Source organism: Amycolatopsis melonis (assembly GCF_040064235.1).
GTDB classification, from domain to species: domain Bacteria; phylum Actinomycetota; class Actinomycetes; order Mycobacteriales; family Pseudonocardiaceae; genus Amycolatopsis; species Amycolatopsis melonis.
Window position 1 is genome coordinate 65,071 of record NZ_JBDZYD010000010.1, and the last position, 20,201, is coordinate 85,271.

Annotated in this window: 20 protein-coding genes; 6 read left to right on the forward strand and 14 right to left on the reverse strand. The window is 70.6% G+C overall.

What is annotated here, in order from left to right:
* Window positions 1-23: 23 nt before the first annotated feature.
* From ABJI51_RS26080 to ABJI51_RS26095, 4 genes are all read right to left on the reverse strand, one after another.
* A complete protein-coding gene (locus tag ABJI51_RS26080) occupies window positions 24-1,469 on the reverse strand; it encodes a hypothetical protein (protein ID WP_348952782.1) in 1,446 nt (481 codons plus the stop codon).
* A gap of 12 nt (window positions 1,470-1,481) precedes the next feature.
* Window positions 1,482-2,063: a DUF3558 family protein gene (locus tag ABJI51_RS26085; protein WP_348952780.1), complete on the reverse strand. Its 582-nt coding sequence runs from the start codon at window positions 2,061-2,063 to the stop codon at window positions 1,482-1,484.
* A gap of 3 nt (window positions 2,064-2,066) precedes the next feature.
* The gene (locus tag ABJI51_RS26090; RefSeq protein ID WP_348952778.1) at window positions 2,067-2,516 is read right to left on the reverse strand and encodes a hypothetical protein; all 450 of its coding nucleotides are present in this window, start codon (window positions 2,514-2,516) and stop codon (window positions 2,067-2,069) included.
* 130 nt (window positions 2,517-2,646) lie between these two features.
* Window positions 2,647-3,408 (reverse strand): ESX secretion-associated protein EspG, encoded by a 762-nt coding sequence (locus tag ABJI51_RS26095; protein ID WP_348952776.1) that lies wholly within the window; start codon window positions 3,406-3,408, stop codon window positions 2,647-2,649.
* 110 nt (window positions 3,409-3,518) lie between these two features.
* On the opposite strand from ABJI51_RS26095, the gene ABJI51_RS26100 reads away from it, so the two are divergent.
* Window positions 3,519-3,764 carry a hypothetical protein gene (locus ABJI51_RS26100; protein ID WP_348952774.1) on the forward strand — a complete coding sequence of 82 codons (246 nt, stop codon included), beginning with the start codon at window positions 3,519-3,521 and terminating at the stop codon, window positions 3,762-3,764.
* A 54-nt stretch (window positions 3,765-3,818) separates the two neighbouring features.
* Here ABJI51_RS26100 and ABJI51_RS26105 read toward each other — a convergent pair whose 3' ends face one another.
* Entirely contained in the window at window positions 3,819-5,738 is a 1,920-nt protein-coding gene (locus ABJI51_RS26105; RefSeq protein ID WP_348952772.1) for a glycosyltransferase, read from the reverse strand.
* Window positions 5,739-5,746: 8 nt separating this feature from the next.
* Window positions 5,747-6,214, reverse strand: coding sequence for a GtrA family protein (locus tag ABJI51_RS26110; protein WP_348952770.1), 468 nt, complete (start codon window positions 6,212-6,214; stop codon window positions 5,747-5,749).
* Between the two features lie 216 nt (window positions 6,215-6,430).
* Here ABJI51_RS26110 and dprE1 point away from each other — a divergent pair, with 216 nt between their 5' ends.
* Genes dprE1 through ABJI51_RS26125 form a run of 3 tightly spaced genes read left to right on the forward strand, consistent with a single transcriptional unit; the run spans window position 6,431 to window position 9,779 of the window.
* On the forward strand, window positions 6,431-7,765 hold the full coding sequence (dprE1, locus tag ABJI51_RS26115; RefSeq protein WP_431605648.1) for a decaprenylphosphoryl-beta-D-ribose oxidase: 1,335 nt from the start codon (window positions 6,431-6,433) through the stop codon (window positions 7,763-7,765).
* Complete coding sequence (gene dprE2, locus ABJI51_RS26120) at window positions 7,762-8,517, forward strand: decaprenylphospho-beta-D-erythro-pentofuranosid-2-ulose 2-reductase (protein ID WP_348952766.1); 756 nt, start codon at window positions 7,762-7,764, stop codon at window positions 8,515-8,517. The genes dprE1 and dprE2 overlap by 4 nt, the downstream gene beginning before the upstream one ends.
* A complete protein-coding gene (locus ABJI51_RS26125) occupies window positions 8,436-9,779 on the forward strand; it encodes a hypothetical protein (RefSeq protein WP_348952764.1) in 1,344 nt (447 codons plus the stop codon). The genes dprE2 and ABJI51_RS26125 overlap by 82 nt, the downstream gene beginning before the upstream one ends.
* Here the strand turns inward: ABJI51_RS26125 and ABJI51_RS26130 are convergent.
* From ABJI51_RS26130 to glf, 6 genes are all read right to left on the reverse strand, one after another.
* Window positions 9,762-10,346, reverse strand: coding sequence for a hypothetical protein (locus ABJI51_RS26130; protein WP_348952762.1), 585 nt, complete (start codon window positions 10,344-10,346; stop codon window positions 9,762-9,764). The two genes, ABJI51_RS26125 and ABJI51_RS26130, sit on opposite strands and share 18 nt — an antisense overlap.
* Window positions 10,347-10,362: 16 nt before the next feature.
* The gene (locus ABJI51_RS26135; RefSeq protein WP_348952760.1) at window positions 10,363-11,880 is read right to left on the reverse strand and encodes a hypothetical protein; all 1,518 of its coding nucleotides are present in this window, start codon (window positions 11,878-11,880) and stop codon (window positions 10,363-10,365) included.
* Window positions 11,881-11,982: 102 nt separating this feature from the next.
* Window positions 11,983-12,597 carry a hypothetical protein gene (locus ABJI51_RS26140; protein ID WP_348952758.1) on the reverse strand — a complete coding sequence of 205 codons (615 nt, stop codon included), beginning with the start codon at window positions 12,595-12,597 and terminating at the stop codon, window positions 11,983-11,985.
* A 107-nt stretch (window positions 12,598-12,704) separates the two neighbouring features.
* Window positions 12,705-13,670 carry a decaprenyl-phosphate phosphoribosyltransferase gene (locus ABJI51_RS26145; protein ID WP_348952756.1) on the reverse strand — a complete coding sequence of 322 codons (966 nt, stop codon included), beginning with the start codon at window positions 13,668-13,670 and terminating at the stop codon, window positions 12,705-12,707.
* Entirely contained in the window at window positions 13,667-14,185 is a 519-nt protein-coding gene (locus ABJI51_RS26150; protein ID WP_348952754.1) for a phosphatase PAP2 family protein, read from the reverse strand. The genes ABJI51_RS26145 and ABJI51_RS26150 overlap by 4 nt, the downstream gene beginning before the upstream one ends.
* Window positions 14,178-15,404, reverse strand: a complete 1,227-nt coding sequence (glf, locus tag ABJI51_RS26155; protein ID WP_348952752.1) for a UDP-galactopyranose mutase — start codon at window positions 15,402-15,404, stop codon at window positions 14,178-14,180. Before glf ends, ABJI51_RS26150 begins: the two co-directional genes overlap by 8 nt.
* 79 nt (window positions 15,405-15,483) lie before the next feature.
* On the opposite strand from glf, the gene ABJI51_RS26160 reads away from it, so the two are divergent.
* Window positions 15,484-17,493 carry a DUF6541 family protein gene (locus ABJI51_RS26160; RefSeq protein ID WP_348952750.1) on the forward strand — a complete coding sequence of 670 codons (2,010 nt, stop codon included), beginning with the start codon at window positions 15,484-15,486 and terminating at the stop codon, window positions 17,491-17,493.
* A gap of 138 nt (window positions 17,494-17,631) precedes the next feature.
* On the opposite strand, the gene ABJI51_RS26165 is transcribed toward ABJI51_RS26160, so the two are convergent.
* Window positions 17,632-18,516: an LLM class flavin-dependent oxidoreductase gene (locus ABJI51_RS26165; RefSeq protein ID WP_348952748.1), complete on the reverse strand. Its 885-nt coding sequence runs from the start codon at window positions 18,514-18,516 to the stop codon at window positions 17,632-17,634.
* A gap of 151 nt (window positions 18,517-18,667) precedes the next feature.
* Here ABJI51_RS26165 and ABJI51_RS26170 point away from each other — a divergent pair, with 151 nt between their 5' ends.
* Window positions 18,668-19,468, forward strand: coding sequence for an HAD family hydrolase (locus ABJI51_RS26170; RefSeq protein ID WP_348953043.1), 801 nt, complete (start codon window positions 18,668-18,670; stop codon window positions 19,466-19,468).
* Here ABJI51_RS26170 and ABJI51_RS26175 read toward each other — a convergent pair.
* Complete coding sequence (locus ABJI51_RS26175) at window positions 19,465-20,193, reverse strand: lysophospholipid acyltransferase family protein (protein WP_348952746.1); 729 nt, start codon at window positions 20,191-20,193, stop codon at window positions 19,465-19,467. The two genes, ABJI51_RS26170 and ABJI51_RS26175, sit on opposite strands and share 4 nt — an antisense overlap.
* Window positions 20,194-20,201: the final 8 nt, after the last annotated feature.

The window sequence follows — 20,201 nt, forward strand, 5'->3', positions numbered from 1 at the left end:
CCGCATCCCGCGGGGCCCTTCGCTCATTCGCCGATGACGGGCGGCGCCGTGCGCATGTCGGTGCCGAAGACCGCGTCGGGGTCTCCCTCGACGAGGTAGGTCGGCCGCGAGTGCTCGGTGTCCTCGTCGCCCTCGCCCTTCTGGCCGTGCCCGAGGCCACCGCCGGCGCCCATGCCCCCGCGGCTCGCGGAACCCGCACCGAGCCCGCCCATCCCGCGTCCGGCAGCAGCTTCGGCCGCCCCGATGCCACCCGGCCGGGCGGCACCCGACGCGGCGCCTGCGCCGGTCGCATTGCCCGCGGACGAGCCACCGGGCCCGAAGCCCCCGCCCCCACCGCGGCCACCGCCGACCTTGGAGTTGTAGGCCTCGTCGCCGCCGAAGTTCATGCCGCCCATCGGCATCGGGCTCATCGGCGGCATGCCGCCGAACTGCTGGTTCGGGTTCGGCGTCCCCCCACCCGGCAGCTGACCCGGCGTGAAGCTGGACGGCGTGGTGGTGCCGGACGGCACGAACCCCGACCCGGTCGTCGAAGCGGGACCGGAGAACTGCGGCGTCCCGGTGGTGCCGGGCACGAAGGCGTTGTTCGTCCCGTTCGGCGTACCGACCGGATGCCCGGTCGGCATGCTGACGTTCGGGTTGCTGATGCCGTTCCGGTCCCCGGAGCCGTTGGGGTCCCCGCTGCCGGACCCGGTGCTGAAGCTGGGCGGCGGAGCAAAGGCAGGCTGCTTCGACGCGGCCTCGTAGAGGTTGTTGTCGTAGGTCGCCATGACGCTCGCGGCCTGGTCGTGCGCGGCCTGGCTGTCCTTCTGCTTCTGGATGGACTTGTCGACGTTGTCGGCAAGGCTGAACGGGTTCGAGGTGACCCAGTCCTTGAACTCGTCCTTCCAGCTGAACGGAATGGGAGCAGGCATGGAGTTCTTCGCCGTGGCGGCGGCCTGCCCCTGGTCGTAAATGGTTTCCGAGGCCAGTTTCGCGTTCTGGGAATTGGCGTCGGACCATTTGCTGAGGCTGGTGAAGTATTGTTGGGCGTTTTCCGCCGCGGGGCCTTCCCAGGTGCCCTTGGACGCGTTGACCGCGGTGGTCATCGACTGGGCGAACTTGTCGAAGACCTTGTGGATTTCGTGGTACGCGGTCGAAACGTCGGAAACCTGGTCGACGTTGAGGTTGCTCTGGAGGAACGCCTGCAACTGGGCGTGGTCGGTACCTTTGTAGTCCGCGTTCGGCGCGTGGAGCCCCTGGACGTATTGAACATCGCGGCCCTTCGTGGCTTCCTCGACGTTCTTCTTGCCCATTTGCTCGGCCTGGTTCTTGGCCTGGGCCCGCGCCACGAAGTCCTGGACCCAGCCGAAGAGCCAGTTGTCGGGGTCGACGCCTTCTTCGGCCTTCTTCTGCAGGTAGGCGTCCCGCTCCGCGGGCGCCATGTTCTGGACTTCCTGGGGTGACTTGTCCGGAGTCTTCTGCGTCGTCATCTGGGGTTCCCCCTATCCCTTCGGCAGCCGCGGTTCGACGGCGGCCTTGGCCACCGCCTCGGCGATCTGGCAGGCCTGGTCCGCGGAATCGGCACCGACCAGTGCCACGTCCACCCGGGACGCGTCGCCCACCGGCAGGGCGAGCGTGCAGGCCGGCAGGGACGCGCTGCCGGGTGCTTCCTTCGCCTTCCTGCCGTTGACGTCCTTGTCGAGGACCCCACCGCCGGTGTCGTTGACCTGCGCGACCGACGCGGTGTCGCGGATGTTGACGCCGATCACCTTCGCGGTGTCACTCGCCGAGGCGATCTTCTGCCGGTAACTGCAGGACCGCGCGCTCGCGTCGGAGTCCTGCACCGGCGGGTTGAACTCGCCGTAGCTGCTCAGGTCGCTCATCTTCAGCAGCGAGCAGGCATCGGTGATCGACTGCGTCCCGCCACCACCCGAGGCCGAAGGCGAACTTTCCGGCGTGCCGGGCGCGCTGGCCGAAGGCGACTGCGCGGGCGATGCCGTCCCCGTCTGGGTACTGGTGCACCCGGCCAGCAGCGCACCGCCGGCCACGAGCGGAAGGACAACACGAACGAGAAGTTTCGTCATACCTCAGGCCTGCTTGGTCTGGAGCGAGGAGAAGGCTTGGTTCTCGGTTTCCTTGTAGAGCCCCGCAGCCCTCGCGAGTGCTTCGTCGGCCTGCTTGGCAACTTCCCTGAGCTGCTGCAGGACCTGCGTCGCCGAGCCTTCCGCCTCCGTGGCGCTCTTCTGGTCGTGCTTCGCCACCGTGTGCCCGTACGGGTGGTCACCGAGCTGCGGGGCCTGGTCCAGCCGGAAGCTCTGGTACTGCAGGTTCCCGAGGTCGTTGACCAGGTCGGTCAGCGCGTCCCGGATCGGTTTCACGCCCTCGGGAGTGATCTTGAACCCGCCGCCCTTGGCCGCCGCGATCAGCTTCTGGGTTTCGGCCGTGACGCTCTTCACCGCCGCCGCCATGTTTGCCGACGAGAACGGGCTCATGACGTCCGCGAACGAGCCTCCGCCCCCGCCGTCAGCCATCTGCATCGCTGTTCCACCCCGAATCGCTTCACCCGTGCGTGTGCACCCGGGAGTCTACTAGCCGGACACCCTCCGCCACGGCCGTTCACCGATCTTCACCTCGGACGCAGCCGCGTCACGAGTGGTTCCGGACGGCTCAGAACTGGCCTTCGAGCTGGGCATACAGCTGCTGGGCCAGCCGGGCGTTGTCGGCCGGGGCGTAGGTGATCCAGCGCTGGCCGTCGGCCGCGTCCCTTGTCGACATCAGCCAGCGGCCGGAGGGGGTGTCGAACCAGGCCAGCGGGGGGTGCGTTGCCGCCGGGGTCTGGGCCGTGAACTGGCCGATGCGCTTCTTCGGCTCCTGGAACACCCGCTCGATCATGCGGAGCTGGGGGCCACCACCACTCTGCGAGCGCGGGCCGCTCACGCCGGCGAACGGGTCGTACGTGTCGTCGCGGCGCTGGTGGCGGGGCTGCGGGGCCGGGCGGGAGATCGTCACCGACTGGCCGGGGGCGGGCGGGGTCAGCGGGAGCAGGTCGACGATCGCCGGGACGATGCCCGTCGGGCGGACCTCCTCGAACACGATCAGGTTCTCCTCCTGGCGGGCCAGCACCGCGAACTGGCCGTCGGAGGCGACGCGGGCGAACAGGTGCTTGTCGCCCAGCTCGGCGGCCGCGTTGATGGTGGTGCCGCCGTGGGCGAACGTCCTCAGCGCCAGCTCGGCGTCCGCGTCGAGGCGGCCGCGGTGCCACAGGCCGCGGCCGGTCAGGTCGCGGACGACCGCGTCGCGGATCATTGCGCGCTGCTCGATCGTCGTGCCCACGTGCGGGACCTCGAACGGCGTCGGTGCGCGGCCGAACCCGAGCTGCTCCAGCAGGATGTCGACTGCCGCCAGCGACAGCGAGAACGAGTGAGGCATCGCGTCTTCCCCCCGCGGTTTCTTCCGATCTCGGGCAAACGGTAGTCCACCTGCTCCGCCCTCAGCGAACCCGCTTGCCCTGCCAAGATCGCCGCTGGTCCGATGGACGCATGGCCGACCCCAAACCCGCACTCGTCCTGCACCTGGCGACCGGCGGCGAGCCGCTGCTGTTCGCGCTGACCGCCGAGGAATCCGGCAAGCTGGCCGGCAGGCTCACCCAGCTCGTCAAGGCGGGCGCCGTCGAATCGGTGACCACCAAGGACGATTCGAAAGTCGCGATCAACTTCGCCCACGTCGCCGCCGCCTACATCGACGACCTCGCCCGCAAGAACCAGGTCTTCGGCCTGCACGCCTGAACGGCGAAGGCCGCCCCACGACCAGCGTGAGACGGCCTTCGCGAACGCCGGGGATCAGAGCTTGTACAGGCGCTTCCAGTTCTCGCGCGAGGTCAGCTCGGGCATGGCCCGCTTGTACTGCTCCTGCACCGCCGCGCCTTCCTTGCGCAGCCGCTGGATCACCTTCGCGCCACGCTTGGCCAGGTCGAACATCTTCGCGCGGTCGTAGTGCCGGACGCGGACGCCTTCCTGGTTCGCGTCGGTGACCACCGCCGTGTCGAACAGGGCGATGTGCCACCAGTTCGCCTCGTCGATCGGCACCGCGCCGAGCCCGAAGCGGCTGCGGCCCAGCACCCGGTCGAGGATCCGCTTGATCAGCACCAGGCGCTGCATGCTCGGCCGCGGCGCGCTGTTGATGATGCCGATGTCGTTGGACGCGATGCCGGGGACGTCGGTGGCCTTGTGGCGCTTGGTCTCCGGGTACGCGTCGCGGATGCGGCGGATCTCCTGCATCGCCTCGACCCCGCCGTCACGCAGGATCTCCGGGCCCTCCAGGAAGTCCTCGACGGCCTTGATCAGCGTGGCCGACAGGCCGTACTGCATGCCGAGCAGGTAGCGGACCAGCTGGGAGATCAGCACCCGCGAGAGCAGGTTGAGGTTGAACGGCGAGTGCAGCGCGGCGGTGATGATCGAGTTGCGCAGGTTGAAGTACCGGTGCCACTCGTCCCAGTCCTTCATGTGGAAGTCCGCGTGCCACACGCCCGCGCCCGGCAGCGTCACGGTCGGGAAGCCGTGCGCGCGGGCCCGGTAGGAGTACTCCGCGTCGTCCCACTGGAAGAAGAACGGCAGCGGGTAACCCGTCGCCTGCACGACCTCGTAGGGGATCAGGCACGACCACCAGCCGTTGTAGCCGGCGTCGAGGCGCCGCTCCTGGCGGTTCGGCTTCAGCGTCTCCTCGTCGACGCCGAGCAGGTCGGCCGTCGACAGCGAGTGCTCGACCGGCTGGCCGGGCTCGAGGGTGTTGAGCCGGGCGTACTCGGCGCCGACGTGCAGCTGGTTCGGGTGGAACAGGTTGAGCATCTGCCCGCCGACGATGATCGGGTTGGCGGCGCGGTTGGAGAACGCCGTCATCCGGATCACCAGGTCCGGCTCGAGCAGGACGTCGTCGTCCATGAACAGGACGTTCGCGTGCTCGGTCGCGGTGTGCCCGGCCACCTCGTAGAGGCCGCGGGTGAAGCCGCCTGCCCCGCCGAGGTTCGGCTGCTTGATGTAGTGCAGCTTCTCGCCGAGGTCCTTGGCGACCTGCTCGAAGCCGTCGCGGGACTCGACGAGGTCGGTGCCCTGGTCGGCGACGTAGATGGCGTCCAGGGTGTCCAGCGAGGAGACGTCCGCGGCCAGCGCCTGCAGGTTCTTCAGGCAGTCGTCGGCGCGGTTCATCGTGCAGATGGTCACCGCGGTCGGGCGGATCTTCTCCGGCGCCTCGACCGTCCAGCGGACCTGCTCGACGTGCAGGTTCTGCCCACCCTCGGTCTCCAGGTCCAGCCAGAGCGCGCCGCCGTCGTGGAACTTGTCCAGCTTGCCGGTCAGCGTGACCTTGGCCTTCTTGACGTCGCTGACCTGCTCGGCGGCGACGACGCGGGGCTCGCCCTCGACGTCGGAGGCGCCCAGCGACAGCAGGCCGGTGCCGGTGACGACGGCCTCGACCGAGACCTCGGTCACCGTCGTCCAGCGCTGCCAGTAGCTGGCCGGGAAGCGGCCGAAGTAGGTGTTGCCCGACACCTTGGTGGCGGGTTCGAGCGTGATCGCCGCACGTTCCCGCACGGCCGTGCCCCACTCGAGCTCGGCGTACAGGTCCTTGCTGACGATCGGCGCCGGGCCGGCGTAGAGCCCGCGCTGCGCCGTCAGGCGACCCTGCGGAGTGTGCTCGGTGAACCGCGTCTCGGCGGCCGCGCCGGCTTGGGTGGTCGGCGCCGGGGTTGCTGTTTTACCGGGCATGGAAGTCCTCAGTTCTCCTTGGTCGACGGCTCGCGGAAGACGACCCACTTGAGCATCACGAAATTGATCACGGTGGCGGTGGCCTGCGACACGGCCCAGCACAGGGTGTGCTGCCACGCGGACTCCGGCAGCACGTTCAGCATGAGCTGGTTCACCCCGACCGCGACGAAGAAGGTCACGGTGTAGAGGAGGACGAACGAGCCGATCTGCGCCTTCCCGTCCCGGCGCCCGCCGGCGAAGGTGAACTTCCGGTTCAGGAAGAAGGCCGTGGTCGTGCCCACGATGAAACTGATAGCGCGCGCGATGTCGACCCACGGTGAAGCGGCCATCCCGGCCAGCTGGGTCAGCAGCGTGTAGGTGCCCAGGTCGACGAGGGCGCAGAAGCCCCCGATCAGGGCGAAGCGGATGAGCTGGCCCAGCAGTCCCGGGGAGGACTGCCCAGCCGCTACCTCGGCTTGCGGATCGGTCGCCACCACTGCATTACCTCGTCACCTGTGTCATGGTCACCCGCGCGGGCGCTTGTGCCTTGATGCGCAAAGTGTAGAGACGGGCACTTCAGGGTCACGTCTCGGGCATGGTTGGGCGTGGCTACCTCCATCCATGCCCCCGCCACCACCCTCAACGGAGGCGCTTCGCGCCGCTGGTTTACTTGATGAGTGACCCACGTACCCGAAACACAGCGTCGCACGCTCATGGGCTGGGCGCGGACGTCACCGACCATCGCCGACGTGCTGCGGACCGACGACGTGGAGGTCATCGCGCGCGCCGTCGCCCAGGCCGGTCCGCGCGGTGTCATCGCCCGCGGCCTCGGCCGGTCCTACGGCGACCCCGCGCAGAACGCGGGCGGCCTCGTGATCGACATGACCGCGCTGAACCGGATCCACTCGATCGACCCGGACACCGCGCTCGTCGACGTCGACGCCGGGGTCAGCCTCGACCAGCTGATGCGCGAGGCGCTGCCGTACGGCCTGTGGGTCCCGGTGCTGCCGGGCACCCGCCAGGTGACCATCGGCGGCGCGATCGCCAACGACATCCACGGCAAGAACCACCACAGCGCGGGCAGCTTCGGCAACCACGTTGTGTCGATGGACCTGATCACCGCCGACGGGCAGGTCCGCACGCTGACGCCCGAGGGCCCGGACGCCGAGCTGTTCTGGGCGACCGTGGCAGGCATCGGCCTGACCGGCATCATCGTCCGGGCGAAGATCCGGATGACGCGGACGGAGACGGCCTACTTCAAGGCCGACATCCAGCGCACGGCGAACCTCGACGAGACCCTCGCGCTGGTCACCGACGGCTCGGAGGACAACTACACCTATTCCTCGGGGTGGTTCGACTCGATCTCCCGCGGCCCGAAGCTGGGACGGGCGGCCTTCCAGCGCGGTTCGCTGGCGAAGCTGGACGAGCTGCCGCCGAAACTGCGCACCGACCCGCTGAAGTTCAACCCGGGCCAGTTGGCGACGCTGCCGGACATCTTCCCGAACGGCCTCATGAACAAACTGTCGTTCACCGCCGTGGGCGAGCTGTACTACCGCAAGACCGCGAAGAACGCGCGCGACCAGATCCAGAGCCTGACCGCCTTCTACCACCCGCTGGACCTGTTCGGCGAGTGGAACCGGGCCTACGGCACGAAGGGCTTCCTGCAGTACCAGTTCTCGACGCCGCTGAACGCGCACGAGCCGCTCCGCAGGATCCTCCAGAAGATCGCCGACTCCGGACATGTCTCGTTCCTCAACGTGTTCAAGCAGATGGGTGAGGGCAACCCGGCACCACTGTCGTTCCCGCACCCCGGCTGGATGATCTGCCTGGACTTCCCGATCAAGGACGGCCTGAGCCGGTTCTGCCAGGAACTCGACGAGGACGTCCTGGAGCTGGGCGGGCGGCTGTACACCGCGAAGGACTCGCGCACCTCGCCCGAGACGTTCGCGAAGATGTACCCGCGGCTCGAAGAGTGGCGCAAGGTGCGCGCTTCCGTTGACCCCGAAGGCGTTTTCGCCTCTGACATGAGCCGGAGGCTCGAACTGTGATCGACGCGGTGGGCAACCCCCAGTCCCTGCTCCTGCTCGGCGGCACGTCCGACATCGCGCTGGCGATCGCCGAGAAGTACCTGGCCGAGAAGCCGCTGCGGGTCGTGCTGGCCGCGCGGCCGTCGCCGCGGCTGGAGGCGGCCGTCCAGCGCCTGAAGGACCGCGGCGCCGAGGTGTCCACTGTGGACTTCGACGCGAAGGACACCGCCTCGCACCCGGCCGTGCTGGACAAGGCGTTCGAGGGCGGCGACATCGACGTCGCGGTCGTCGCGTTCGGCCTGCTCGGTGATCCCGAGGAGGTCTGGCAGGACCACGCGAAGGCCGTCGAGCTGGCCACGGTGAACTACACCGCGGCGGTGTCGGCCGGCGTCGCGCTGTCGGAGAAGCTCAAGGTCCAGGGCCACGGCACGGTGATCGCGCTGTCGTCGGTGGCCGGTGAGCGCGTCCGGCGGTCCAACTTCGTCTACGGCTCGACCAAAGCCGGGTTCGACGGCTTCTACCTGGGCCTCGGCGAGGCGCTCGCGCCGTTCGGCGTCAAGGTCACGGTCGTGCGCCCGGGTCACGTCAAGACGAAGATGACCGAGGGTCTCAAGGACGCCCCGCTGGCCCAGACCGCCGAGCAGGTCGCCGAGATCGCGGTCGGCGCGGCGCGCGCTGGCAAGGACCTGGTGTGGGCACCCGCCCAGTTCCGCCTGGTGATGTCGGTGCTGCGGCACGTCCCCCGGCCGCTCTTCCGCAAGCTGCCGATCTGAGCCTCGCCGACCCCATCGGCGCAGGCAGCCAGTCCCGGCCGTACCTGCGCCCCGGCGAGCAGCCGCAGTGGGCGACCTACGGCCGGGTGCTGGCGTTCGCCGTCCGCGGCCTGACGCCGGAGGGGCAGCCGGACAAGAGCCTGCTGCGCAAGATCGGCTCGGGCGCGGCCGGGATCGCGGGGGACTTCCTGTTCGAGGCGATCGCGGGCGGGGACGACGGCGGCTCCGACAAGCCGCCGCCCCCGCAGGTGATCGCGTTCGGCGACCGCGCGGGCGTGCTGGCGCACGAGTTCCTGCGCGGCATCCCGCTGCGTGCGGCGATCGAGCGGCTCTGGGTGCTGACCCCGGCGCGGCTGCTGGTGCTCGACGCGCTGGTGCCGCCGCCCGAACCGGCGCCCGAGCCGGCGAAGTCGGTGCTGGGCAAGGCGATCGGCTTCGGCCGCGGCGTCGCGAAGTTCGGCAAGGACGTCGCCGAGATCTTCACCGACCGGACGCGGACCTACGGCACCAACCGCGAGGGCGAGCCGATCGGGCTGCGGGAGTTCGTCCCGGTGGCGGAGCTGCCCGGCGCCCGGATCGCGCGCGTCGAGCGGGCCAAGCGGGGCCGCAAGCCGGTGCTGCGGGTGTCCCTCGTGGACGGTTCCGGGCTCGACTTCGCCGAGGAACGGTGGCCGGTGAAGCTGGCAGCCAAGACCGCCGCGAAGGACGACGAAATCATCCGGCGCGAGCTGGGCGGCTACTGGCTGCGTCCCGGCGAGGTGCTCCGGCTGGGCTGCGCGCCGCACTACGCGCACGTCGGGCTGTCGCTCGGCGGCGTCCGGCACGCGCCGTACGTGCCCGCGCGCGAGACGCCGAAGCTGACCAGCGGGCCGGGGCGCTGGCCGTTGCCGACTGCCGAGGTCGCAGACGAGGACTGGGCCGACGACCCGGCACTCGGCTACTGGGTCACCGCCGGCGACCCGGGCCAGCTCGCCGTCCGGCTGGCCGACCACTTCGCCGGCGGCGCCGGCCACGCCCGGCTGACCTGGACGAACCAGCGCCTCGCCGTCGTCTACCCGACGAGCCTGCTGGAGGGCGCCACCGGCGGGCCGTTCACGACGGCGGAGGAGTTCGACGCGCGGGTGGTCGCCCGGCTGGACGCGGTACCCGGCGGGGTGAGCTTCCCGCCGTCGCCGTCGATCCGGTTCGGCTTCACCGACGGCTCGGCGGTGTTCCTGCGCGACGCGCTCGCGGGCATGAAGGTGTCACGCGCGCTGGGCTGAGAAGGCCTGCACCGCCAGCGCGGGGTCCTCGGTGAAGAACTTCACCACGCGCACGGTCTCGGTCCCGCCCAGCGGCCGTGTCGCGACGACCGGACGGCGCAGGACGGCGACGACGTTCGTCTCCATGGACTGCCCCATGACCAGCTCCTCGTCGCCCCAGATGAGGCCACGGGCGCTCGCGTGGGTCTCCTTGCGCCGGGTGAGGCTCTCGACGTCCTCGAGCGGCACGCGCAGGTCGAACAGCGCGCCGACGCGCAGCCGCAGCTCGTGCGGCGACACCACGTGCGGGCGGGTCACCAGCGCGGCCAGGTAGCCGAGCAGCCACGCGGCGGTGTAGATCTCTGCGGCCAGCAGCAGCGTGTCGCCGACCGGGCCGAAGTCCACGAGCAGGAACGCGCCGGTCTCGACGAGCGAGACGACCAGGAACACCACGATCATCGGCCGTTGCGGGCCGGCGTAGGGCAGCGCCACGCCGTCGTCCGGCACGTCCTTGCGGCCGCGCAGCAGCAGGCCGATGCTCGAGAAGAGCACGGCTTCGTGCCGCAGGCAGCGTCGGAGAACCCCCATCGCCCGCCAGGGTACTTCAGCCGCCCGCGGCGTGGGCGGGCATCAGGTACAGGCTCTGGCTGCCCATCCACGGCGAGTCGATCCGCCAGCTCGCCAGCGCCGCCCGCGGCGGGGTCCGGCGGGTCGTCGCCAGTACCAGGTCCGGGCTCAGCGGCGCCACGCTGTGGTCGAAGTTGTGGAAGTTGGCCTCCAGCAGCGCGCGCCCGACGTCACCGCTGCGGCGTTTCGTCTCGGCGATCGCCGGGTCGACCGCGCCGCGGTCGGAGAACTCGTCGACCAGCTGGCAGTCGCACGCGTAGGCCAGTGCGCCGACCTCGCCCGCCGTCTCGACCTTGCGGCCGTGGGCGATCGCCGCCAGCTGGCGGCCGATTTCTCGGTACTCCGTCGTCGACGCGTGGTTGCTGGTGATCGGCGCGAACTGGCGGGGCAGGCCCGGCAGCGCGTACACCGCGACGCTCGCCGCCAGCACCGCGCCTGCCAGCGTCCACGTTCCGCGCCGGACGTGCTCCGGCACCGCCGAGGCGCAGGCGGCGAGGAAGATCGTCGCGCTGATGATGCTCGGCGCGTAGTACCAGTGGTACGGCGGCACGCCGAGCTGGCTGTAGGCCGCGTAGTGCAGGGCGCCGGCGATGGCGAGCGCCGCGAACGGCGTCAGGCGGCGGGCGGTTTCCGAGCCGCGGCGGTACTGGACGATCCAGAACACCCCGGCCACGCCGGCCAGCAGCAGCGGCAGGAACGACAGCGCCGCGGCGGCCGGGTAGTTGCGCCAGTACAGCAGCGGGCCGTTGGTGAAGCCGAACGGTCCCCACGACTGCTGGCTGATCTTGATGACGAGGGTGTCCGGCACGGCCGAGCCGAGCACCACCCAGCTGAAGCCGAACCACGGCAGCGTCACGGCGAGCGCGGCGAACGCGGTGCGCCAGATGCCGGTCCAGAACTCCCGGCGGGCGGCGAACAGCACGGCGGCGACGAGCAGCAGGTCCAGCCGGACGAGCGCGAGCAGCCCGATCACGACGCCGAGCCGTCCCGGACGCCGCTCCCCCGCGTACACCAGCGTCCAGACGACCCCGGTGGCGCCGAGCGCGACCTCCAGCCCGACCGAGGACAGCAGCAGCGGGTTGACCAGCAGCAACGCGAACGCCAGTGGCGCGAACGCCGCCGGCAGGCCGGTGCGCTCGCCGAGCCGTCGCAGGCCCAGCACGAGCAGCACCTGGGCGACGACGAAGACGATCCCGGCGGCCAGCACGGCGTCCCGGACGAGGAACGTGACCGCGGCGAGGGCCAGGACGTTCAGCGGGGAGGTCGCGGTGTTCGCCGTCCCCTGCTCGATCAGGCCCCAGTGGGCATGGAAGGCGAGGTTCTTCGCGTAGGACAGCGTGATGTAGGTGTCATCGATGAGATGGCGGCTGACCAGGGCGAACACGAGGGCGGACGCCGCCGCGGCGCCCGCGGGCAGGGCCAGCGAGCGGGCGACGGGCACGGCCGACGGCAGCGCACCGGCGGCCTCGGGAAGTTCTGCGGAGGCGCTTCGCATCCGGGACACGGTACCCCGGCCGTGATGCTTCCGTGATCTGAGCGGGGGCCCGGTGGCGCAGGCCACATCCGCCTGCCGCCACTTTCACGTGAAAGTGGCCGGTCAGTGGCCGTCCCCGCGGCCGCGGAAGCCGGGGCCGGGGAAGCCCTGGTTGCCGTCGTACTGGCGGTGGATGCCCGGACGGCCGTCCCGCGGGCCGTGGTGGGACGCGGCGGCGATGCCCCCGACGATCCCGCCGCCGACCAGGGCACCCAGCAGGCCGACGCCGACCAGCTGGGTGGCGCGGTGGCCGACGAAACGGCGGAATCCGCCCGGCTGCCGTGGCGGGGGCGGGGCCCAGGCGCTGTGGGGGTGGGAGAGCTGCGGCGTGGGTGGCGCGGGTGGAGGCTGCTGGCCGTGGGCGGCGGTCTGGTCGGCGGCGCCGGACGCTGCGGACTGGCTGTGGGCCGTGGTCTGGTCGGCGGCGCCGGGTGCTGCGGACTCGGCCGTGGGCGGCACGGGCGCGGTTTGGTCCGCGGCGGCCGGTGCGGCCTCGGCCGGGGCCGGTTCGGGGGTGCCGGGTGCCGCGGGCTTCTCCTGGCCGACGGGAAGCTGCTCGGTCGGCTGGTCGGCCGCCGGAGGGGTTCCCGGCGCGGCGGGACCGCCCTGGCTCTCGGCGCCGGCCTGCTCGGTCGGCTGGTCGGCCCGCTCCGGGACCTCGCGCGGCTGGTCGTTCATCGTTGCTCCTGGGGTCACGGGGACGGGCGTACTGCCCGCCCCCACCACCTCAGGGTGCGCCGCTCAGCTGTGTGTCACCTGTATCGAACCTGTCGATTCACGAAGAGTCACAGGTAGAACGACAGGAACAGCGTCACGACCCAGGTCGCGCCCAGCACCTGGAGGACGCGGTCCTTGAGCGCGATCTCCTCCGGCTCGCCCGCGTTGCCGCCGTCGACGTCGACCGCGTACCGGAGTACCGCCACCACGAACGGGACCATCGAGATGACCGCCCACACCGAGTTGTGCTCGGTCTGGCGGATCTCGAACGCCCACAGGCAGTACGACATGATCAGGATCGCCGCCGACGTCGCCCAGACGAACCGCAGGTAGCTGGCCGAGTACTTCTTCAGCGACGAGCGGATCTTCGCGCCCGTGCGCTCGAACAGCATGATCTCCGCGTAGCGCTTGCCCGCCACCATGAACAGCGAGCCGAACGCCGTGACCAGCAGGAACCACTGCGAAAGGGAGATGCTCGCCGCGACGCCGCCGGCGATCGAGCGCATCAGGAAGCCCGAGCCGACGATGGCCAGGTCGACCACCGGCTGGTGCTTCAGGCCGAAGCAGTAGCCGAGCTGGACCGCCTCGTAGACGCCCAGCACGACCGCCAGCTGCCAGCTCGCCGCGAACGACACGCCGAGGCCGGCCAGGAAGAACACGACCGCGGCCCCGTACGCGACGGGGACCGGCACGATGCCTGCCGCGATCGGCCGGTTGCGCTTGGTCGGGTGGGCCCGGTCGGCCTCGACGTCGATCGCGTCGTTGATGAGGTAGACCGAGCTCGCCGTCAGGGAGAAGGCCACGAAGGCGATGATCGCGTCGATCAGCAGACCGGTGCGGTCGGTCGACTTCGAGAAGGCGAAGAACGGGGCCGCGAAGACCAGCACGTTCTTCACCCACTGCCGCGGCCGCGCCGTCTTGACGACGCCGCCGACCAGGCCGAACGGGCCGCGTGACGCCGTCTCCGGGGTCGCCGGAGCCTCGGTGGTCACGTCCGTTTCCTCGCTGGGGCGCTGCTCGGTCGTTTCGCTCATGGGTTCTTCTTCAGCTTCCGTCGTATCAGACCGCCGACGAGCCCCCCGAGAGCTGCACCGGCCAGAACGTCTGTCGGATAGTGAACGCCGAGCACGAGCCTCGAGGCCAGCATCGGCGGTACCAGGGCGGGCACCAGGTTACGCCCGGTCAATCCGGAGTAGAGCACCGCCGCCGCCGTGGTGGACGTCGCGTGCGACGACGGGAAGCTCAGCTTGCTCGGCGTGCCGACCAGGACCTCGACGCTCGGGTGGTCCGGCCGCGGCCGCCTGACCACGCGTTTCACCGCGATCGAGGCAGCGTGCGCGCCGACGACGCCCGCCGACGCGACCAGCCAGTCCTTGCGCCGCTTCTTGTCGACGACGGCGCCGAGGACGCCAAGGCCGAACCAGCCGAGCGCGTGCTCACCGAAGTGCGAAAGGCCGCGCGCAGCCTTCACCGAAGCTTCACTCTTCAGAAAGCCCTGGGCCTTCGCCAGGACCGCGACCTCACCCGCCGGGGTGCCCTTCTCAAGCATCGAGGGACCCGTCCAGCGGCGCACCGTCGGTCAGGTGCGGGGCGATCTTGTTGTCGAACACCGACAGCGCCGAGCCGATCGCCATGTGCATGTCGAGGTACTTGTAGGTGCCGAGCCGCCCGCCGAACAGGACGTTCTTCTCGCGCGCCTCGATCTTGGCCAGCTCCCGGTAGGCCTCGAGCTTCTCGCGGTTCTCCGGGGTGTTGATCGGGTAGTACGGCTCGTCGTTCTCCTGCGCGAAGCGGGAGAACTCGCGGAAGATGACCGTCTTGTCCTTGGGGTAGTAGTCCCGCTCCGGGTGGAAGTGGCGGAACTCGATGATGCGGGTGTACGGGACCTCTTCGTCGTTGTAGTTGACGACCGAGGTGCCCTGGAAGTCACCCGTCGGGGCGACCTCGGACTCGAAGTCGACGGTGCGCCAGGTGAACCGGCCCGCCGAGTAGTTGAAGTAGCGGTCCAGCGGCCCGGTGTAGACGGTCGGGGTGCCCGCCGGGATGTGCTCGCGCACGTCGAAGTAGTCGACGTTCAGCCGGATCTCGATGTTCTCGTGCTCGGCCATCTTCTCGAGCCACGCGGTGTACCCGTTGACGGGCAGGCCCTCGTAGGTGTCGTTGAAGTACCGGTTGTCGAACGTGTAGCGGACCGGCAGGCGCGTGATGATGTTCGCGCCGAGGTTCTTGGGGTCGTTCTCCCACTGCTTCGCGGTGTAACCGCGGATGAACGCCTCGTACAGGGGACGGCCGATCAGCGAGATCGCCTTCTCCTCGAGGTTCTGCGCGGCGTCGGTCTCGAACTCCGACGCCTGCTTCGCGATGAGCTCGCGGGCCTCGTCCGGCGTGTGCGACTTGCCGAAGAACTGGTTGATCAGCGCCAGGTTCATCGGCAGCGGGTAGACCTGCCCCTGGTACTTGCCGAACACCCGGTGCTGGTAGTTCGTGAACTCGGTGAAGCGGTTCACGTACTCCCAGACGCGCTTGTTCGAGGTGTGGAACAGGTGCGCACCGTACTTGTGCACCTCGATCCCGGTCTCCGGGTCGGGCTCCGAGTACGCGTTGCCGCCGATGTGGCTGCGTCGCTCGAGGACGAGGACCTTCTTGCCCAGCTCGGCCGCGGCCCGTTCGGCGACGGTCAGGCCGAAGAAGCCGGACCCGACGACGACGAGGTCGTAACCTGCGAAATCGTCTTCAGTAATCTGTGCGGGGTTCGTGTGCGCGCTCACGGGCGTCGAGGGTACGCAGGTCGGTTACCCGGCCCGCACCCGACTATCACATTTCGGCCTACGACACACCTGGAAAGCAGTGCCTGCACCCGAGGACTTCTGGAGCTACTTCGGCGCGGTGGCGACCTATCTGGCCGTGCTGGCGGTTCCCGGCGGGCTCGTCGGATGGGCCACCGGCCTGCGCGGCTGGGCGCTGGCCGGGCTCGCGCCGCTGCTCAGCTACGCCGTGACCGGACTGGCCGGCCCGTGGCTGGCCATCGCGCACATCCCGTACGGCGCGCCGAGCGTGACCGCGGTCACCCTGCTGCTCGCCGCCGTGCTGTACGGCCTGCGCCGCCTGGCCACCGCACGCGGCTGGCTCACCCCCGGCGCCGAGGAACCGGTGCTGCCGTGGACGCGCCGGGCGCATCTGGCCGTCGGGGCGTGCGTCACGGTCGCCGTCGCGGTGTCGATCGCCGTGGTCGTCTCCGGCCGCGGCGGGACGACCGCGGTGTTCCAGCGCTGGGACACGGTGTTCCACGCGAACGGCATCCGCTACATCGCCGAGACCGGCGACGGCTCGCTGACCGGTATGGGCACCATCAACTGGTACCCGGACGGCTCCTTCTACCCGAACGCCTACCACCTGGCCGGCGCCCTGGTCTACGAGCTGTCGGGGACGTCCATCCCGGTCACGCTCAACGCGATCACGATGCCGATCGCCGGGCTCTTCGCGCTGGCACTGGTGGCGCTGGTGCGCCAGCTCGGCGGCCGCGCGGTGTTCGCGGGCAGTGCCGCGCTGGTCGCGGGCGGCGCGACGACCGGGGCGTACGAGTCGGTGTCGAGCGGGCTGCTGCCGTTCGCGCTCGGCATCGTGCTGACGCCGCTGGCCGTGGTCGCGCTGCAGCGGTTTCTCGTCCGGCCCGGCGTCGACACGGGCGCGGTGCTGGCGCTGAGCGCGTCCGGCCTGCTCGCCGCGCATTCGAGCGCGTTGTTCGGGGCGATCCTGTTCGCGTTCCCGCTGGTGGTGCAGCGCTGGTACCGGGCGCTGCGCGGACGGCGCGTCGACGGCGTCCCCGAAGGCAGGCGCGGCGGCCGGGTCGTCGGCGGCGACGTGCTGCGGATGGTGCCGGCGATGGTCGCGGCCGGGCTGCTGTCGGCACCGATGATCCTCGGCGCGATCGGCTTCACGTCGGGGTCGTACCCGTACCACGCCTGGGGCTCGCACATGCCGGTGTGGAAGGCGCTGGCCATGCTGGCGACGTTCAAGCAGGTGCTGCCGGTGCCGCAGGTCTGGCTGACGGTGTTCCTCGCGGTCGGCGTCCTGACGCTGGTGGCGCTGCGCCGGATGCGCTGGCTGGTGCTGTCGGCACTCGGGCTGTCCGCGCTGTTCGTGGTCGTGGCGTGCTTCGGCGGCGAAGCCTGGGTCGTCTCGCTGTCGCGCCCCTGGTGGAACGACCGGTTCCGGCTGATGGCGCTGGCGTCGATCCCGCTGTGCCTGCTCGCCGCGCACGGCATGAGCGAGACCCAGCGGTGGCTGGCGAAGATCGCGAGCGGGCGGGCGTGGGTGCGGGCGCGGCCGTGGCTGACCGGGCGGGTCGGCCTGGCCTCCGCGGTGCTGCTGGTCGTCGCGATGGGCGTGCTGACCGGCGGGTTCTACCGCGCGGCCAACGCCAAGACCGTGTCGCTGCTGTACTACAACGGCCTGCCCGGCGAGGTGGTCCCGCCGGTGAGCGCCGACGAGATCGAGGCCATGGAGAAGCTGGGGACCGTCGGCATCCCGGCCGACCAGAAGGTGCTCAACGACCGGCTCGACGGCACGGCCTGGATGTACGCGCTGACCGGCGTGCACCCGGTGGCCGGCCACTACGACGCGGGGGTCGCGCCCCCGGACGCGCTCTACCTGGCCCGGCACTTCGGCGACTACGACAGCGACCCCGAGGTCCGCGCGGCGGTGCGGCGGCTGAACATCCACTACGTGCTGGTGGGCAGCGGCACCATCCGCCGGGACACGCCGATCGCGCCGGGCCTGCAGCACCTGGACGGGCATGACTTCGTCAAGCCGGTCTACCGGAACCCCGGCGCTGTGATCTACCGGATCGTGAAATAAAAGCGCCCTCGTGGCCGCGGCTCCCTCCGCGGCCACGAGGGCTCCCGTACCCCCGGGGTTGATCTCGGACGTCTACAGGCCATGACGCCTGCGGAGCGGCAAACGGTTTCCCGGCCGCCCGAATGTCACCCGTTCGTACTAACCGTGGAGTTCCGGGAGGACGTCGCTCGCGACCTGTTCCAGAACGGCTTCGCGGCCTTCGTACGGCGACGACGACCGCGGCCAGTGCGCGATCACGTCGGTGAAGCCCAGCTCCCCCGCCCGGCCGACCGCGTCGCGGAACGCCTCGACGCTGGTCAGCGAGAACACCGGCGAGGCGTCCAGGCTGAGGTACCGGTGGATGCTCGCGCGCTCGCGGCCCGCGGCGTCGAGCCGCTGGTCGAAGACCTCGGTGAGCTGCCGCACGCCGCGCCACCACTCGTCGGCGGTCTCGCCGCCCTTGCCCGTGGTGGCCCAGCCCGCGCCGAAGCGCGCCGCCAGCGTCATCGTGCGCGGGCCGTTCGCCGCAACCACGAACGGCAGCCGCGGGCGCTGCACCGGTCCCGGCAGGTTCCGGGCCGCGCGCGCGGTGTAGTACTCGCCGTCGAAGTCGAACTTGTCGGTCATGAGCAACCCGTCGAGTGCCTCGACGAACTCGGTGAAGCGGTCGGCGCGCTGCTTCGCCGTCAGCTCCGGGCCGTCGAGGACCTTGGCGTCGTAGCTCCCGTGGTCGACGCCCGCGCCGACGCCGAGGACGAACCGGCCGTCGGAGATGTCGTCGAGGGTGTTCAGCTCGCGCATGAACGGCACCGGGTGCCGCGCGACCGGCGACGCCACGAAGGTGCCGAGCCGGATGCGGGACGTGACCATCGCCGCCGCGGTCAGGGTCGGGACCGCGGAGAACCACGGCCCGTCGACGAGGTTGCGCCAGCCCAGGTGGTCATACGTCCAGGCGTGGTCGAAGCCGTACTCCTCGGCGGCGCGCCACTTCGGCTCGGCGGCCCACCACCGGTCTTCCGGGAGAATCACGATGCCTACTCGCACAGTACGGAAAGTAACAGTGAAGCGAAGCTTCTCCGTTGAGGGTGGGGGCGGGGAGGAAGGCGGAGGGTATCGGTTACCACCGACAGTTGTCCGGACGGGCAGACCTTCACCCGGATGTGTCAGGGACAATGGCCGGGTGGAGAAACCCCGACTGATCGCGTCCGACGTCGACGGCACCCTGCTCGGCCCTTCGGAAACGCTCACCCGCCGCACCATCGCGACCGTCCGCCGGGCGGTCGAGGCGGGCGTGCCGTTCGTACTGGCCAGTGGCCGCCCGCCGCGTTGGATCGCCCCGATCGCCGGGCCGCTGGAGCTGACCGGTTACGCGGTGTGCGCGAACGGCGCGGTGCTCTACGACTGCGGCCGCGAGGAGATCGTCGAGGTCCACGGCCTGCTCCAGCCGACGCTGCTGCACGACATCGCGCACGCCCTCGACAAGGCGCTGCCGGGCTGCCGGCTGGCCGCCGAGCGCGCCGCCACCGGCGCGGTCGACCACGACATGCGCAACTTCGTGATCGAGCCGGACTACCACAACCCGTGGGGCGACGGCGAAGGCCGCACCGGCCCGCGCGCCGAGGTGCTCGGGCACCCGGCGATCAAGCTGCTGGTCAGCCACCGGGGCATGTCGTCGGAGGAGATGGCGGAAGCGGTGAACGCGCTGTTCGACCGCGAGGTCGACGTCACGTACTCGTCGTCCGGCGGCCTGGTGGAGCTGTCGGCGCACGGCATCACGAAGGCGACCGGGCTGGCGGACCTCGCCGAGCGCCTGGAAGTCGCCCCTGAGCACGTCATCGCGTTCGGCGACATGCCCAACGACGTCGAGATGCTCCGCTGGGCCGGCCACGGCGTGGCGATGGGCGACGGCCACCCGCAGGTCCTCGCGGTGGCCGACGAGGTCACCGGCCCGGCCGCCGAGGACGGCGTCGCCCAGGTCCTCGAACGCTGGTTCTAGCGGCGGTCCAGCTCGGCGGCCTCGGCCGGGGTCGGTGCCGTGCCGCCCAGGTGGGCCGGGAGCCACCAGCGTTCCTCGTCGGACGCGGGCCGCTCCGGGTACTCGGCCTGGGCGCGGTCGAGCAGTGCGCTCATCCGCGTGCGCAGGTCCTTGGTGAGGACGTCCGCGTCGTCTTCGGCCGCCGGGTGCATCGGCTCGCCGATGAGGATCGAGATCGGGACGTGCCGCCGGGTGAGGTCCTTCGGCCTGCCCTTCGTCCACAGCCGCTGGGTGCCCCACAGCGCCATCGGCACCAGCGGGACCCCGGCCTCGGCCGCCATCCGGACCGCGCCCGACTTGATCTCCTTCACGGTGAACGACTGGCTGATCGTCGCCTCCGGGAAGACGCCGACGACCTCGCCTGCCTGCAGCGCCGCGACGGCTTCGGCGTAGGACGCCTGCCCGGCCGAACGGTCGACGGCGATGTGGTGCATCCCCCGCATCAGCGGGCCGGCGATGCGGTTTTCGAAGATCTCCTTCTTCGCCATGAACCGCGTCAGCCGCTTGGCCGGGCGCGCTCCGAGGCCGCAGAAGATGAAGTCCAGGTAGCTGATGTGGTTGCACGCGATGACGGCCCCACCGCGCCGCGGAATGTGCTCCGCACCCTCGACCCGGATGCGGTTGTCGAGTACCCGGAACATGGTCCGGGCCGCCGCGATCACGGGCGGGTAGACGAGATCGGCCATCCGGCAAG